This window comes from Castellaniella sp. S9, assembly GCF_027257175.1.
Lineage (GTDB): Bacteria > Pseudomonadota > Gammaproteobacteria > Burkholderiales > Burkholderiaceae_B > Castellaniella.
The window spans coordinates 157,125-172,671 of the sequence record NZ_JAPFGD010000002.1; the positions used below are offsets into that span (position 1 = coordinate 157,125).

13 protein-coding genes, 4 pseudogenes, 1 riboswitch and 1 other annotated feature are annotated in these 15,547 nt (G+C 50.7%); of the genes and pseudogenes, 9 read left to right on the top strand and 8 right to left on the bottom strand.

What is annotated here, in order from left to right:
- Nucleotides 1-21 precede the first annotated feature (21 nt).
- The gene (locus OOZ48_RS03440) at nucleotides 22-297 is read right to left on the bottom strand and encodes a metal/formaldehyde-sensitive transcriptional repressor (protein WP_269495698.1); all 276 of its coding nucleotides are present in this window, start codon (nucleotides 295-297) and stop codon (nucleotides 22-24) included.
- A gap of 66 nt (nucleotides 298-363) precedes the next feature.
- Between OOZ48_RS03440 and dmeF the strand changes: the two genes are divergently transcribed.
- The gene (gene dmeF, locus OOZ48_RS03445; protein ID WP_269495700.1) at nucleotides 364-1,290 is read left to right on the top strand and encodes a CDF family Co(II)/Ni(II) efflux transporter DmeF; all 927 of its coding nucleotides are present in this window, start codon (nucleotides 364-366) and stop codon (nucleotides 1,288-1,290) included.
- Between the two features lie 44 nt (nucleotides 1,291-1,334).
- Here the strand turns inward: dmeF and mntP are convergent, their stop codons facing one another.
- Nucleotides 1,335-1,898 carry a manganese efflux pump MntP gene (mntP, locus tag OOZ48_RS03450; protein ID WP_269495702.1) on the bottom strand — a complete coding sequence of 188 codons (564 nt, stop codon included), beginning with the start codon at nucleotides 1,896-1,898 and terminating at the stop codon, nucleotides 1,335-1,337.
- Nucleotides 1,899-1,912: 14 nt separating this feature from the next.
- Nucleotides 1,913-2,079: riboswitch (yybP-ykoY riboswitch) on the bottom strand.
- 185 nt (nucleotides 2,080-2,264) lie between these two features.
- On the opposite strand from mntP, the gene OOZ48_RS03455 reads away from it, so the two are divergent.
- Nucleotides 2,265-3,385 (top strand): IS3 family transposase gene (locus OOZ48_RS03455; RefSeq protein ID WP_442867516.1). Its coding sequence is split into 2 segments (ribosomal slippage): nucleotides 2,265-2,511 and nucleotides 2,511-3,385, totalling 1,122 coding nucleotides; the frame shifts between segments, so codons are not numbered across the junction.
- Between the two features lie 326 nt (nucleotides 3,386-3,711).
- Here OOZ48_RS03455 and OOZ48_RS03460 read toward each other — a convergent pair.
- On the bottom strand, nucleotides 3,712-3,900 hold the full coding sequence (locus tag OOZ48_RS03460; protein WP_269495707.1) for a hypothetical protein: 189 nt from the start codon (nucleotides 3,898-3,900) through the stop codon (nucleotides 3,712-3,714).
- A gap of 339 nt (nucleotides 3,901-4,239) precedes the next feature.
- Nucleotides 4,240-4,941 carry an IS1 family transposase gene (locus OOZ48_RS03465; RefSeq protein ID WP_269495709.1) on the bottom strand — a complete coding sequence of 234 codons (702 nt, stop codon included), beginning with the start codon at nucleotides 4,939-4,941 and terminating at the stop codon, nucleotides 4,240-4,242.
- A gap of 378 nt (nucleotides 4,942-5,319) precedes the next feature.
- Between OOZ48_RS03465 and OOZ48_RS03470 the strand changes: the two are divergent.
- Nucleotides 5,320-5,892: pseudogene (locus OOZ48_RS03470) on the top strand (IS3 family transposase); the annotation flags it as partial.
- Nucleotides 5,893-5,998: 106 nt separating this feature from the next.
- On the opposite strand, the gene cynR reads toward OOZ48_RS03470, so the two are convergent.
- Nucleotides 5,999-6,880 (bottom strand): transcriptional regulator CynR, encoded by an 882-nt coding sequence (gene cynR, locus OOZ48_RS03475; RefSeq protein WP_269495711.1) that lies wholly within the window; start codon nucleotides 6,878-6,880, stop codon nucleotides 5,999-6,001.
- A 225-nt stretch (nucleotides 6,881-7,105) separates the two neighbouring features.
- Here cynR and OOZ48_RS03480 point away from each other — a divergent pair, with 225 nt between their 5' ends.
- The 3 genes and pseudogenes from OOZ48_RS03480 to OOZ48_RS03490 all read left to right on the top strand — a co-directional run.
- Nucleotides 7,106-7,765, top strand: a complete 660-nt coding sequence (locus OOZ48_RS03480; protein ID WP_269495713.1) for a carbonic anhydrase — start codon at nucleotides 7,106-7,108, stop codon at nucleotides 7,763-7,765.
- Between the two features lie 110 nt (nucleotides 7,766-7,875).
- Complete coding sequence (gene cynS / locus OOZ48_RS03485) at nucleotides 7,876-8,346, top strand: cyanase (RefSeq protein ID WP_269495715.1); 471 nt, start codon at nucleotides 7,876-7,878, stop codon at nucleotides 8,344-8,346.
- A gap of 79 nt (nucleotides 8,347-8,425) precedes the next feature.
- Nucleotides 8,426-8,596: pseudogene (locus tag OOZ48_RS03490) on the top strand (integrase core domain-containing protein); the annotation flags it as partial.
- A 36-nt stretch (nucleotides 8,597-8,632) separates the two neighbouring features.
- Here OOZ48_RS03490 and OOZ48_RS03495 read toward each other — a convergent pair.
- The 3 genes from OOZ48_RS03495 to OOZ48_RS03505 all read right to left on the bottom strand — a co-directional run bounded on the left by OOZ48_RS03495 (nucleotide 8,633) and on the right by OOZ48_RS03505 (nucleotide 11,713).
- Nucleotides 8,633-9,097 (bottom strand): hypothetical protein, encoded by a 465-nt coding sequence (locus OOZ48_RS03495; protein WP_269495717.1) that lies wholly within the window; start codon nucleotides 9,095-9,097, stop codon nucleotides 8,633-8,635.
- Nucleotides 9,094-9,978: a tyrosine-type recombinase/integrase gene (locus OOZ48_RS03500; protein ID WP_269495719.1), complete on the bottom strand. Its 885-nt coding sequence runs from the start codon at nucleotides 9,976-9,978 to the stop codon at nucleotides 9,094-9,096. The genes OOZ48_RS03495 and OOZ48_RS03500 overlap by 4 nt, the downstream gene beginning before the upstream one ends.
- Nucleotides 9,979-10,145: 167 nt before the next feature.
- Nucleotides 10,146-11,713 (bottom strand): IS3 family transposase gene (locus tag OOZ48_RS03505; RefSeq protein WP_269495721.1). Its coding sequence is split into 2 segments (ribosomal slippage): nucleotides 10,146-11,248 and nucleotides 11,248-11,713, totalling 1,569 coding nucleotides; the frame shifts between segments, so codons are not numbered across the junction.
- A gap of 98 nt (nucleotides 11,714-11,811) precedes the next feature.
- On the opposite strand from OOZ48_RS03505, the pseudogene OOZ48_RS03510 reads away from it, so the two are divergent.
- The 3 genes and pseudogenes from OOZ48_RS03510 to OOZ48_RS03520 form a co-directional block, all read left to right on the top strand.
- Nucleotides 11,812-12,506 (top strand): annotated as a pseudogene (locus OOZ48_RS03510) (IS3 family transposase); the annotation flags it as partial.
- Nucleotides 12,045-12,161, top strand: a sequence feature (AL1L pseudoknot). It overlaps the preceding pseudogene by 117 nt.
- 681 nt (nucleotides 12,507-13,187) lie before the next feature.
- Entirely contained in the window at nucleotides 13,188-14,705 is a 1,518-nt protein-coding gene (ltrA, locus tag OOZ48_RS03515; RefSeq protein ID WP_269495723.1) for a group II intron reverse transcriptase/maturase, read from the top strand.
- An 83-nt stretch (nucleotides 14,706-14,788) separates the two neighbouring features.
- Nucleotides 14,789-15,289, top strand: a pseudogene (locus OOZ48_RS03520) (IS3 family transposase); the annotation flags it as partial.
- Nucleotides 15,290-15,547: the final 258 nt, after the last annotated feature.

Consider the following 15,547-nt stretch of genomic DNA (forward strand, 5'->3'; position numbering starts at 1 on the left):
TAGTTAAGTCAGCCCAGAGCTTTACTTCAGGTAGGATCGCAGCACCGCCGCCAGCTGATTGACCTCCTGTTCGCGTTCCTCCGCTGTCAAACCCTCGGCAGCGACGTGCTCGCGAATCTGACCTTCCAGCACCTCAACCATGAGGCCGTTTACCGCTCCGCGGATAGCTGCGATTTGCTGAAGTATCCCAAGACACTCGTTCTCTGCTTCTATAGCTGCTTCGAGAGCAGCCGTCTGGCCGTGAATTCGCCGCACCCGTGCTAGGAGGCGGCTCCTGTCTTTAACTGTATGCGCCATTCTGATCTCACTGGAAAAATAGGGTACTGGGGTATAGTATATCCTGATATAAACTAGAGACTCCCCATGACTCACACATCAGCTCATCGTTGGCAGCATTCCCACGTATTTGATCAAGGCAACCCTGCTGCGGAACGCAGGACTCGCTGGGCTGTATGGCTCACGGCCCTCATGATGGTCGGCGAAATTGTGGGCGGTTGGTGGTACAACTCCATGGCGCTCCTGGCCGACGGCTGGCATATGAGCTCGCACGCCTTGGCGCTTGGGCTTTCCCTCGTTGCATACGCCGCTGCCAGGCGGTACTCAGAAGATCGTCGTTTCGCCTTTGGAACATGGAAGATCGAGATTCTAGGCGGATACTCTAGCGCTATCATGTTGTTGGGGGTGGCGGGGTTGATGCTTTTCCAATCAGTTGAAAGGCTCTTTTCGCCAGCCGAAATCCACTACAACCAAGCGATCAGTATTGCCATCGTCGGTCTGCTGGTGAATCTGGTTTGTGCATGGCTGTTACGAGAAGATCATGGGCATCATCACGCGCACCATGCAGGAGAGGGCACAGCGCACCACCATGACCTGAACCTGCGTTCAGCGTACCTGCATGTTATTACCGATGCGGCGACCTCTGTCCTGGCGATAGTGGCGCTCTTGGGCGGAAAGCTTTGGGGCGCCGCATGGCTCGACCCTCTTATGGGGATCGTGGGTGCAGTCCTTGTGACCCTGTGGGCGCAAGGGCTACTGCGCGAGACGGGGCGCGTGCTGCTGGACGCGGAAATGGATACTCCGGTGGTAGACGAAATTCGAGAAGTTTTGCGCCAATCCCCCACAGTGCAAATCACCGATCTTCATGTATGGAGAGTCGGCAAAGGAAAGTATGCGTGTATCGTGTCGCTCGCCACGTCAAGCTCGATCACGGCAGACCAGATTCGGCAGCAACTGAGCATTCACGAAGAACTTGTCCATGTAACCGTGGAAATAAACACGCTGCATACATGAGAATCAGGCGTAGCCGCTCAGCGTCGCCTAAGTGCATTGGCTTCTTATATGGTGAGGTGTTCATACAGAATGACCGTACCGACACCTATCAGCGCTAACCCGCCAAGAATTTCAGCCCACTTGCCGGCTACATTGCCGATTAACCGGCCGACCATGACACCTAGCGTCACCATTAGGAACGTCGCTAAGCCAATGGCCGCGGCCGTTATCAGAATATTGTTATCGATAAAGGCCAGACTGACGCCCACGGCCATTGCATCAATGCTGGTGGCGAATCCCGTGGCGGCAAGCAGCCAAAACGAGTGACGGATTGCAGGGGTGGCTTCGGGCTCTTCAGCCCGAAGGCCGGTGCGGATCATCAACACGCCCAAAATCAAGAGGAGTGTGAAAGCGATCCAATGATCCCAATCTGCGACGAACTCAGCTGCGATGGAGCCCAGCGCCCACCCGACCAAGGGCGTGATGGCTTCGATCACACCAAAAATAATACCGGTTCTTAGCGCTTCTGATAGGCGAGGATTGCGAAGGGCGGTACCTTTGCCCACGGCAGCCGCAAACGCGTCGGTTGACATGGCCAACGCCAGGATCATCGTAGAAACAAAATTCATGCGGGAGTGGTTCCAGCCGAGCGACACATGGACTTTCCGGTACGGCTCGGCAGCGCATTGGAAAAGTCAATGGTCTCGCCATGCCTTTCGGCCGCTTGCGCCATGGCTTTGGAGCCAAGAATGTTGACGCAACCCTTTCGCGCCAAGTCGAAAGTAGGCTACTCCCCAAAGAGGAAACTGAATTCTAGCACTTGACTGCACAGGCGCCGAAGTGGCGCTCGCAAGGGAACTTAGATCGGCAGATCTCCAAATTTAATGAGTAGATGGTTATCTCCCTGTAATCGTTATTTTTGTGGATCTGACCTGTCCTGGCTTTTTCGATCCAGGGTAACTTGAGATAATGGCCTCTTCGATAGCGAGAGGCAAATGAAGAAGACGCGATACAGCGATGAGCAGGTCGTTCGGATCCTGCGCGAGACCGACAAGGATACGGTTGCCGAGGTGGCCAAGCGCCACGGCGTGAGCGAGGCGACGATCTATGCGTGGCGCAAGAAGTTCGGCAGCATGGAGACGGACGAAGTCAAACGGCTCAAAGCGCTGGAAGGGGAGAATGCCAGGCTGCGCAAGCTGCTGGTAGACCGGGAGCTCGAAATCGATGTCATGAAGGAAATCAACGCAAAAAAGTGGTGAGCGTACAGGCTCGGCTTGAGCAGGCCAGATATGCCATTTCTCGTGGTGTATCGCAACGCCGGGCCTGTACGCTAATGGATGTTTCCCGTTCCGGTTTGTATTACACGCTGAGGATGCCCGTGAAGGACGCTCCCGTGATTGAGGCGATGCAGCGCCTCTCAGGACAATATCCACGCTTTGGCTCGCGCCGTATCCGTGTTTTCCTGGGCCGAGAAGGACTCCAGGTCGGTCAGGAGCGCTGTTCGCGCCTGTGGCGTGAAGCGAGTCTACAAGTGCCTGCAAAGCGGAAAAGGCGCCGGATTGCGGCATCGCATCCCAGGCCTTGTCTACCCACCGGCAAAAACAGTGTTTGGAGCTACGATTTCGTCTACGATGCATGTGCCAATGGTCAGACACTGAAATGCCTGACCGTGGTCGATGAGTACACGCGGGAATGCTTGGCGATTGATGTAGCTGGCAGTATTCGGGCGGCACGTGTCATAGAAGTGTTAAGCCGTTTGGTAAGTCTGCGTGGCGCGCCCAAATATCTACGAAGTGATAACGGCCCTGAGTTCGTCAGCACGCAACTGCTGCAATGGGCTGTCGATGAAAAGCTAGAAACGGTCCTGATCGAACCGGGCAAGCCTTGGCAGAATGGCACCAATGAAAGCTTCAATGGAAAATTCCGGGATGAATGCCTGTCCATGGAATGGTTCCGAAATCGCTTGGAAGCCAGGGTCATCATTGAGGATTGGCGCCGACACTACAATGAGATCCGACCGCATTCGAGTTTGAAGTACCTGACCCCACGGCAGTTCGTGGGCACACTAAATAGTGAATTAACAATCCCGGCCAGGATCTCTAGTTCCTGCTGGTAGGAAATTCCCGGACAGGTCAGATCTCCTGCCTGGGATTGAAAGGGCTTCGACAATTTGTGCTGAAAGTGTGTTCTTAGATTACAGAAAAGTAATCGGACTGTCGCTAGTCTGACGGTTGGTTTAATTAAGATTAGAAATGGGAAATTTGTCGCTTCTTCCGCCGAGCCGATAGCCGCGAGCTGCAATAGCGACACAAGACAGGACTTCCTTTGCGTGAAGAGATCAATAACTTTAGCCGTTGCTGCCCATCCATATCCGGCCGCCGTTTTGTCCAAGACCCCGTAGTGAGAGTCGGCATAATCGACGCTGGAATGAAAAAATTCGTGTTAATCCTTGTGCTTGTTCTTCTGCCGCTCCAGGCGTCTTGGGGCGTGGTCAGCATGTATGTCGCACAAGAGCACGATGCTTGCCTTCATCCATATTCCGAGAGCCAAGAGGTTAATGCCGAGCAGGGTGACGAGTGCGGCTCGACCACCGTAAGCGTTCATCACAAAGACCACTTCTGTGGTCTGCATGCCTTGAGTATTGTTGAGACTTATCCACCTCGACTTACTCCGTTTTCATTTTCCATCGCGCCTCAAGTCGATGAGCCGCGGCTCATACGACAGACGCTCATTGAAAGGCCAGAACGGCCTAAATGGGCAGCGTCAGCCTAACGCGGCACGACGCAACAACTTTTACCGCGTCGTCCCGCTATCCTTGCAGTAGCTGGGAGCGGCAGCGCGACACCTCATTTGGACCGAATCGCTTTCGAAAGCCTCATCTGTAGGCGATACGGTTACCGCACCACCCCAGCACTGCTCAAGAATCAAGTATCTAAAAATACTGGTGGTGTTCTAAAAAGTATGCTGGCATCAGACATAGCCATAATTGACATAGAAGAATACCAAATCAAACACCTTAAAGTGGTTATCAAACTTCTTTGAGAAGCAACAGGTCTTTCGAACGGCTCGTCGCAATCGGTGTCTAAGGCGACAGTTATTACCTTCTATACCTATGGTGTGCTGTTTGCCAATTCGTTTGTTATCACTTTTAAAGGCGGTTTTAAAGCTATCCCAGTTATCCATGCTAATAGAACCATAGCTGACTTTCAGTTGTTTAAGACGGGCTCTTAGCTTCTTAGCTGTTTTCAAGTCACGTTTGCCCCAAACATAAGCAACAATCTCATTGGTAGCGCGGTCATAAGCATAAATAAGCCAAACTTTACGCTTTTTGCGATACACGTAAGTCCAAAACTCATCAACCTCTAAGCGTTCATAATAGCGCTTTTTAGGTGTAATCTTATAGACCGATGAGCCTATGGTGCTAAGGACTTTACCAATACTAATAGAGGCTATAACGGCTATGTCTCTGACGCCGCAACCTCTAACCGTCATTAGCCGTATGATGTCTTCTATTTTAGAGTGACAGCCATGATAAGTTAAGGCATGGTCGCCAATGAATTGACGTTTGCAGTCCTTACATTGATAGTTCTGCTTGCCATAGCTTTTTTTGCCGTTTTTCTTTAAACTGGAGCTGTGACAGTCGGGGCATATGATATCTATTTGTGTCTTCATAACCTCAAATATATCATCTTGCTTTGGCTGTCACCCTCCTTTCATCTCCTCAGCATACTTTCTGACACACCACCGTTTTCCGTATGCTTGACGTCATACCGCATCTCATTTATACGCTTTTGGTGTTTTTTACTTTTAGCCATGTTGGCTTATACAAAGCATTATTATTAGGTGTGGTAGGTTGGCTGCAGCAATTTTAGTGTTGGTATGGCAGCAGCATTAAGTTTAAGCCAAAAAATTTTGCTAGTTGAGAGTGGAATTAAATCATGATCTTCTAGAGACTTTTATATAGCTATCCTAGATAAATAGCATTATCTTGGATAGTCTTAAATTCTACTTTCATGCTGTAGTGAGAACCCTACTGTCACAAATGCTTTCCACAAGCGCTTTAAAGTCACCACTGACTCCAAACACAATAAGCTTTTCCATACAGATGTTCTGGGTCAGAATTTTGATGCTAAGCGTCCCAATGAATCTTGGATCATTAACATTAGCTATATCTGGGCTAGGGAGGGCTAGTTGCACTTAACAGGAATAAAAAACCTCTACACTAAAGAGCTGATCGGCTATGCTATCAGCAAACGTATGACTGCAGCTTTAGTTTGTAAAGGATTAAATATGGAAATTAAGAATAAACGATCAAACTAAGGACTGATTGTACATTCAGACAGAGGCAGTCAGTACTGTAGCCATACCTATCACAAGATCATCACGCAGCATCAGTTTATAGGCTCAATGAGCGGTAAAGGACATTGCTATGACAATGCTCCAATAGAGAGGTTTTGGAATGTATTAAAGAGTGAGCTGGTATATCCTAAGGATTACAAAACCAGATTTACAGCCATAAACGATATCATTTGCTATATTGAACTGTACTACAACCAGACGAGGATTCAAAAGGGCTTAAGCTACAAATCACCAAGACAGGTGTGGTTTGATTATTATCGTTAAGCTGCGTAATTAAAATCTCCCAAATTTAACTGGACGGATTTGACGGCAGAGGTTATAAACAACATAGTTCAATTTTTCGTACAAACTCTTTCTTGTAGCTACTGGCTTAACTCTTTTCACAGTATTGATGTGCCAACTCAATGAAGGCGCACGCCGCCGCGCTCTGATAAGACCCTTTGCGTTGCAGCATCACGGCGGTACGCTGTAATAAAGAGGGCGCAAGGTTAATGGCAATCAGCTCATCGCGATTATTAACAATATTGGCGGGTAATAAAGTCGTCAGTTGCGTATGACGTACTATTTCAATCACGGCACTCAATGAGTTGGCCTCCATCAGCACCTTGGGCTGGATATTGTGCTGGCGCCAGTAGCGCTCAATCTGTCCACGGGTGACAAACTCATGACTAAGTAATACCAACTCCTGCTCACTTAATGTTTGCACATCTATCGCTTGGTACGTGGCAAGCGGATGGGTTTTATTCACAACCAACGCCAGCGTTTCAATCAGTAGCGTTTGCGCGTCTATCTCAGCAGATTTCACCTCCGCAAACGCAATCCCCACATCAAATTCAGCATCAAGCAACTGCTTTTCCATCTGCTCTTGTGACATTTCCTGCACGCTTAGAGTGACGTTTGGATAACGCTCATGAAATGCGCTTATCAATGGACCTATCAAGTAGGTGGTAAAGGTTGGGGTAATGGCAACTCGCAACGCGCCGCGACTGAGGTTCTGCACATCATGAATCGCTCGTTGTCCCTCTTCTAAATCCTGTAGCGCCTTATGGGCGTAGCGTGCATATACCTCACCGGCGTGCGTAAGCTTGACACGACGCCCCGACCGATCAAATAAAGGCGCGCCCAGCGTCTCTTCTAATTGCTTAATTTGTTGTGATAAAGCCGGCTGCGAGACATACAAAGACGCGGCCGCTTGGGTGAAGCTTTGATGCTTGGCAACCGCTAAGAAGTATTTTATGTGTCTGAGTATCATGGTTGCTCGATGGTTTTTCTGATGGTGATGGCGGTATCGTTACGGCGAACGTAACGTGGCTGATTGGTTGATGATGACTGGTTGATGAGGATTAGCAGCCATCATAATTTATATCTTCCTTTTTATCTATAAGTATTTATTATCGATATCATAATATACCAGTATTGTACCTTATTAGCAGTACGGCGTAGTATTCACTTTATCAACACAACAGAGACCGCCGTTATGAAAGATATTATCGAAGGCTTTTTAAAGTTCCACAGCGAGGCATATCCAAAACGCGTTGATTTATTTAAGAATTTGGCAACGCAGCAAAGTCCGCGCACGTTGTTTATCTCATGCTCAGACAGTCGCTTGGTCCCTGAGTTGGTGACTCAGCATGAACCGGGTGGTCTATTCGTGATTCGCAACGCTGGCAACATCGTTCCCTCTTATGGCCCTGAGCCAGGCGGGGTGTCAGCGTCGGTAGAGTATGCCGTCAGCGCATTACAAGTGACCGATGTGGTGATTTGTGGCCACTCAGACTGCGGCGCGATGACAGCGATTGCCAATTGCACCTGCATGGAGCACATGCCCGCGGTGGGTAGCTGGCTAAAGTATGCCGACTCGGCGCGGGTGGTCAATGAATCCATCACTCATCTGAATGACAGCGAGCGCGTGGCATCTATGGTGCGTGAAAATGTCATTGCTCAGATTGAGAATATCAAAACCCATCCTTCGGTGCGCTTGGCAATAAGAGAAGGGCGCTTGGCACTGCATGGCTGGGTTTATGATATCGAAACCGGCCGTATGGATGCATTAGATGGCACAACGAATACCTTTGTTCCGCTTGCCGAGAATACAGAAGTTCGCGCTTATCCTATCGCATTGCCAGTTGCGATTTAAATCATTATTACGGTTTTATCAACGATACATAAGATTTAGTTAATCATCATTATTAACTAATCACGACTTACTAACCACCACTAACCCTTAACTCATAAAAAGGTACTATCATGATTCAGTCTCAAGTAAGCAACACCGCCCGTCAAGCCTTAACTGACACCATCATTGCTGCCAAAGCTGCTAAAAACTTATCTTTTGAGCAGATAGCAGTAGGCACCAATCTTAGCGATGTCTATGTGACGGCGGCGCTACTCGGTCAGCATCCATTGCCAGCGGATGCCGCGCAAAAAGTTGGCGAAACCTTAGGGTTGGATGACGATGCGATTGCCTTATTACAAGCGATTCCACACCGCGGGAGTGTCGGTAGCGACATGCCAACAGACCCTACCATCTATCGGTTCTACGAAATGATGCAGGTGTACGGCACAACTCTAAAAGCCCTTGTTCATGAGCAGTTTGGCGACGGCATCATCAGCGCGATTAACTTTAAAATGGATATGAAAAAAGTGGCTGATCCAGAAGGGGGCGACCGCGCTGTCATTACCCTTGATGGCAAGTTCCTACCGTTTAAGCCTTTTTAATTCTGTATGAGCTTTACATTTAGTGCTTAATAAGATGGCAAAAGTCGGCGTTTAGCGTCGGCTTTTTGTCGTTACGCCTGTTGAACGGTTTAATCGCAGTTACCGCAATGAGGTTTTAGACTGTTATCTTTTTAATAATTTAAACGAGGTCAGTCAACTGACTGAGGAATGGATCACGGTTTATAACACTGAAAGACCCCATGATTCACTTAATGATATGACACCTGCTGAGTACAGGCAGGTGGCTTAATTATTCTACGATGATGTTGTGTTAAGAATGGGGTATTTACAAAATCACTGCATTAGGATTGATGTAGTGAAGTTTCTCAGAAGCTTGCTGAATACGTGATAGGAACGCTCTGATATAGTCTGAGTCTGTCGCTAAGGAGCTAGGGATCAACGGATGACATAATCCTTTGGATGCAATTTCATTAGCAATTTGTACAAGTGCTACTCTATGAGTATGTCTAAAAGTCGAGAGGTTTCTATAGTCACCACTACCAAAACAGTCATAGAGTATAGAAACTGAATCACTAGGTAGAAACTCATTAATATGAGAAGCAAAAACAGTTTTACCAACACCACCTTCTGCTTGAATGATAAAAGTATTTGAAGGATCGTTAAGTATATAAGCTACAAATTGTTCTTCTTGTGCACGAAAAATAGGGTTTTTAATTTGCTTGGATTCCTTTTCACACGCCTGGGATGAAGCTACATCTTTATGTATGTGAATTGTCCAAATAAGTGTCAACTATTAGAGCTACTTCGCCCCTTTCTTTTGGACATTTCCGCCATAGCACCTTTTTTAACTTCCAGTCTTCGTGCGTATCGCGCTGGCATAATAGCAGACTTCCATCCACCAGCAAGCATCATACCTGGAAGATTTGCACCATCCATAAGCAACTCTTGTGCGGCACCAACTCTTGTTGAGTGCGCCGAAATATCTTTGAATGAGTAACCATTGCGTTTGGCCAGATTCTTGAAGATCCGAGCTATCCTGTCTTTGTGCATGGAACCAAGTACTTTCCCACCAGCTGCAACTGATCTGAACAACAGTCCACTTTCAATATGTGCTTTTCGACACCATTCATTGATAAGGCTGACAGTCTCTGCAGAAATGTATCGGTCATTGCCTTCACCTTTCTGATCCGTCTTACTCCATCCAATGTAAATACTACCAGTACCATCTGGGTCGAAAGTAATATGCTCAACCTCAACGCGTACCAGCTCTGAGCAACGCATCATCGTGTCGAAAGCAACTGATATCAGGGCTTTATATAGTGTGTCTCTTAACTCATCTCCAAGACTGTCCATGATCTTGTCCAGCATTTCATATTTGATGGGCGCAGCCTGACGCTGAACACGACTACGATATTTATTCGATACCGATTTTAAAGCCATTCTTACCCGCTCTGTTGCAACCGGGTTCGTTATATTGCTGCCGTACTGATAGTCGTGCGTTACATCTCGAATAGCAGCCAAACTAATTTTATGAAGATACTTAATGGTTGCCATATAACGCTCTATAGTGGCAACGGACTTGTTTTGCTCAGTAGCCATCACATGACGGCCATTCTTCTCTACGAAGATCACCTCACCAGTTGTTTTGTTATGCTTGGGTTTTGTGGCCATATCCCAAACAAATTGCTCTAGTTGTTCTGGCGTTGCTGGCACTGCTCGATAGTGAATCGAACCGGGTTTTGAGGAGGCTTCAATTCTTGAGAGAATGGAGCCATGAGCAAGAACAACAAATTTTCCCCTGCGGTAATCGTCAAGTAAGTTGTCGTCTCTGACTATCTTTATGCCGCCTTCTTTTCTGGTTCGTTTACCGTAACACTCAGCTCTCTTTCAGGGTTAAGTGATACTGTCTTCACGGGTGTCCAGTTACGGGTGTGGCCGCTCCATCGCGCTGGGTTGGCGTTGCGCGCCGCTCGGTTGATTTGATCGCGCTTAATCAGTATTTCCGTGTCCAGCCTCGCGTGCCGTTGTGCGGGGGTGACGAGACGGATTCCGCTATGGCGGTGCTCGTGGTTGTACCACTGAACGAAGCCAGCCACCCACTCCCGTGCAGCATCAACATGGGCAAAGCCATTCGTTGGGTAACAGGGACGATACTTGCACGTACGGAACAGCGACTCCGAGTAGGGGTTGTCGTTGCTGACCCGTGGACGACTGAACGAGGGGGTGATGCCTAGCTCGTGTAGTTTCTCTAGTAACGTGGCCCCCTTAAACGGACTGCCATTATCGGCATGAAGTACCAAGGGCTGATCGACGACCTGCTCGGCCAGCACAGCACGTTCAAGAACCGTGCGGGAGTTATGTGCCGATTCCGCGAGGAAGACTTCCCAGCTGATGATTTTGCGGCTGTAAATATCGAGCATCATGACAAGATAGTAATACTCACCTTTGATGGGGCCACCCAGCCAGGTCGCGTCCCACGTCCAAACGCAGTTAGGCGCCGTCGCCTGATACGTCGTCGGTCGGGCGTGACGCTTCGGCAACTTGGCGCGGCCCCGATGGATCACTTCTTTATGTTTATGCAACACGCGATAGAAGGTGGAAGATGAGGCGAGGTAGCGCGCTTCCTCATCGAACAGCCTTACCACGATCTGTTCCGGTGGCAAGTGGGCATAGTCTGGCCGGTGGCAGGTGTCGAGAATTTCCTGCTCCTCTATCGGCGTGAGCGCATTCGCCGGTATTGGCCGCTCAACCAAAGGCCGCTGGTCTTCGCGAAGTCCACCATCGCGTGTCCAGCGTTGATACGTCCGAGCACTTATGCCCAGTTCACGGCAGGCGGCTGCCAAACGTGCACCTTGAGCACGGGCATTATCGATCAGCGCAATGGCATGTCGGCGATCAGGGGTGCTAATCATTCGTCCTCGTCCCCCCAGATCGCCGCTGCTTTTTTTCGCAGCGTTAACAAGGCAGCTGTTTCGGCTAACGCACTGTTCTTGCGAGCCAGTTCTTTCTCCAGTGCTTTAATATGTTTGCGCTGCTGTTTAAGCTCATCTGCCTCACGCTGGCGTTCTGAATGTGACAAGCTGGCCGCCTGCTCACAGTCATGGCGCCATTGCTCCAATTGTTCCGGATAGAGGCCTCGACGGCGGCAATACTCAGCCACGTCGTGAGCATTCATTGAAGCCGTCTCAACAACAGCGCTAAATTTATCACGGGAAGACCAGCCATCAGCGCCTTTGCCCAAGGCATCCGGCAAGCATTTTCCATTAGCACGCGCTTCTTTGCGCCATTTATAAACAGTGGCTAATGAGATGCCTTCCTGTGCTGCAATCTCATGGGGTGACAGGTGATGGGGCGGCAGTAATTTGGCCACCACCGCTTGCCGACGTTCATCTGAATAGCGAGGCATGAGTGTCTCCTTTGACCCCCTGATCAATGTTTAAGAAAGAATATCAGAGGGTGCGACACTTATCCTGACACTGGGGGCCTGAAGTCCGAGAGCGTGCTGTGCGCCTGGTACAGGAGCATCGCGATGAGTATCGGTCGCTGTGGGCGGCCGTCGAGTCCATTGCCCCGAAGATCGGCTGTACACCGACCACACTACTGGATTGGATCAAGCGCACGGAAGTTGACCGCGGAGTCCGACCCGGCGTGACGACAGAAGAGCGTGAACGCATCAAGGCGTTGGAGAGGGAGAACCGCGAGTTGCGCCGCGCCAACGAGATTCTGAAGACGGCAAGTGCTTTTTTCGCCCAGGCGGCGCTCGACCGCGAACTGAAGAAATAAACGCCTATATCGATCAGCACCGGGACTTGTACGGGGTCGAGCCGATCTGCACGGTATTGCAGGTCGCCCCGTCAGCTTACAGACGACACGCCGCCCGGTGTCGACAGCCGCAGTTACGCACCCAACGGGCTCAGAAGGACGAACAATTGAAGCCGCAGATCTGTCGAGTCTGGGAGCAGAACTTTCGCGTCTACGGTGCCCGCAAAGTCTGGAAGCAGATGAATCGCGAAGGTACTTCGGTGGCACGATGTACGGTCGAACGTCTAATGCGTGGGCTGGGCATTGAAGGCGCGCGTCGCGGCAAGCGGGTTCGCACCACAGTGCCGGACAGCGCAGCTGCCTGTCCGCAAGACTTGGTCAGGCGCCACTTCGAAGCGGATCGTCCGAACCGGCTCTGGGTAGCAGATTTCACCTACGGTACGCCCAGCCAGCGTAGCCCGCCTGCATGGGGGTGAAGCTGCTTGAGCATGTTTGGAATGCAGGACCCGGAGACGATAAACGTTGCGGTACCGGGGCATGCCCTTTCTCTGCTGCGAGAGAAAGTGAGCCGAAGCGGCGGTGACTTGCCGACACTGGCAAGGTGACGAAGTCCGTGGGAAACGGGGCTTGCGGCGAAGCGGTTACGCCAAGATGAGTCTCTAGGCTGAGCATGGGACGGTTGAGGAACACGAACCTGTTAAATCGCATCTGAGGGTTGAAATGTCACCCCTGCCCACACCGCTTTACGGGCAGGACGCGAACTGGAGCTAGGCACACGTATGGCCCGGCGCCACAAATGCTGATTGGATAGGTATGCTGGTCAGCAGGGAACTACGGAGAGCGCGCAGCTAGACCGTGGTGTTTGCGACGACTTGCGACAAGCAAGGATAAAGACTGCGACAGGCAGCCTCGCCCGTGTGTTGAGTCCACCATGTGAACTGGGGAAGGCTTGCACAAATGCTAAGGGAGTGTGCCCCCGATGATGTGCAGGCTGGCGGAGCCCGCGTAGTAGTCCGAGGTTGGGAAAACCAGCCACATGGCGAAGGCGGGCAGTTTAAGTGGTTTGTTTGGCCGATTAATTGACCACAATGAGGTGAAGACCTTTGATAATCAGTGAAATGCAAAACAAACTGGCGATATGGTCAACCGAGGACAAAGAACGCAAGTTCGATCGACTCCTACGACTGATTGCCGACAAAGATTGGCTGAGCGAAGCGGCTCGCATTACGCTGGCCTCCAGCGGAGCACGCACGCCGGGCGTTGATGGCGTTGACAAACGTATGCTGGAAATGAATCTTCAGCATGAACTGGCGACGATACGCGAAGAACTGCTGGCGGGCTCGTACAGTCCGTTGCCCGCACGACGCGTGTATATACCGAAAGCGAACGGCACGCTCAGGCCTCTTGGCATTCCGAGCCTGCGGGATCGGATCGTGCAACGGGCCATGCTAATGGCCATGGAGCCGATATGGGAAAGCGATTTCCACCCGGCTTCCTATGGCTTCAGACCGGCCCGTAGCGTACATCATGCGATTCGCACGGTGAAGCTTCAGTTGCAAGACGGTGGTGAACAAAGTGTCGCCGGTCGCTGGGTCATCGAGGGCGACCTCGCCAGTTACTTCGACACGGTGCATCATCGCCTGCTGATGAAAGGAATCCGTAAGCGCATCGCCGACCAGCGCTTTCTTGTCCTGCTTTGGAAGTTCATCAAGGCGGGCTGCGTTGATCGCGATCTGTTCCGTGCTTCAAGCGAAGGCGTTCCTCAGGGCGGTGTTATCTCACCCCTATTATCCAACATCATGTTGCATGAGTTCGATGCGTGGATGGAACGGAACTACCTGAACAAGAAGGTGCGCAAGGATCGGTGGGCGTGGAACTTCGGCATTCTCAAGCAGCGGCCCATTGCTGTGCGAGAAAACCGGCAATGGAAACCTGCTGTAGCGTACTGCCGGTACGCCGATGACTTTGTGATCGTAGTCAAGGGAACTCGTGAGCATGCTGAGACCGTACGTGAAGCATGTCGCGGATTCCTTGAAGGCGAACTGAAGCTCACGCTAAATATGGAGAAAACCCATATTACGCATGTGAATGACGGCTTCGTCTTCCTGGGTCACAGAATCATCCGGAAACGTGGACCACGTGGTCGCATGCGACCTGTGACGACGATTCCGTGGGAGAAGTGCCGGGGCTTTGCCCTGCGGCTAGTCAAACAACTGTCGGGTAACTACGACAACAACCGGATGGACCTGATGGAAAGCCTGAATCGGCAACTTGCTGGCTGGGCCGCTTTCTATCAATACACCGACTACACGGCCATCATGTTTCGGAAAGTTGACCGAATAGTGTTCTGGAAGTTCGGGTACTGGCTCGCGCGCAAATACCGACGTGGATTCACGTCGTTGATGCGCAAGTATGTCCGCGAGCCCGAACCGGGAAGAGCCAAAACATGGGTTCTTGAAGGCCAGAATAGTCGGGGTTGGTATGGGGCGGTGGCGCTTCGGCGTCTTGTTACCAGCCGCAAGGGCCGCTTCACATGGCGTACGCCGATGGAAAATCCGTATATTCTGCGCGACGAGGTACGAAATACTATCGAGTCGCGCTACGTCGATGTCGCCTTTGCTATGAGCAACGCTTAGATGGAGAGCCGGATGCGCTGAAAGGTGCACGTCCGGTTCGGAGAGGAGAGGCAGGGAAATAGTTCGACTACGCCCTGTCTCTTACTCTACTTTCCACTTGGCAGGGTTGGTTATATGTGGCCTTTATCATTGATGCTTATGCTAAGCGGATTGTCGGCTGGCGAGCTTCCAGCAGCATGACGACAGACTTCGTTTTGGATGCGCTTGAGCAAGCTGTGTACGACCGGCGCCCAACGGAATCGGATGGGTTGGTTCACCATTCTGATCGCGGGTCGCAATATGTATCCATTCGCTATTCCGAGCGCTTGGGTGAAGCCGGCATCAACCCTTCTGTTGGCAACACCGGAAGCGCTTACGATAACGCGTTGGCCGAGACCATCAACGGTCTGTATAAAACGGAACTGATTCACCGCAGGGCACCCTGGAAAACCAAAGCCGCCGTGGAGCTGGCCACGCTGGAATGGGTGTCCTGGTTTAACCACCAGCGTCTATTGGGATCGATCGGTGACATCCCGCCAGTCGAAGCCGAAGAGCGTTACTATCGACAACTTGCAGCACAGACTGCGGAACCTGTTTTACTTTAACCAAACAGCCTCCGCGATTCCCGGTTCGATTCAGGCAGACGCCATGGAGGTGCTCGTAGTAACTCAAATAAGCCCTCGGTTAGAACGGGCGTGTCCATATTACAAAATTGTAATTTGCACGTCAGTAGATCGGCAGTTGTACTTCGTTATAGTGCAATTGATTGATCAATGCTGTTGCCATTAAAGTGACTAACTCGGGCGATGAAGCAGGAAGCCCGTTTCGTGGATGTCTTGAGTTTTCGGTTTCGATATTGCCTT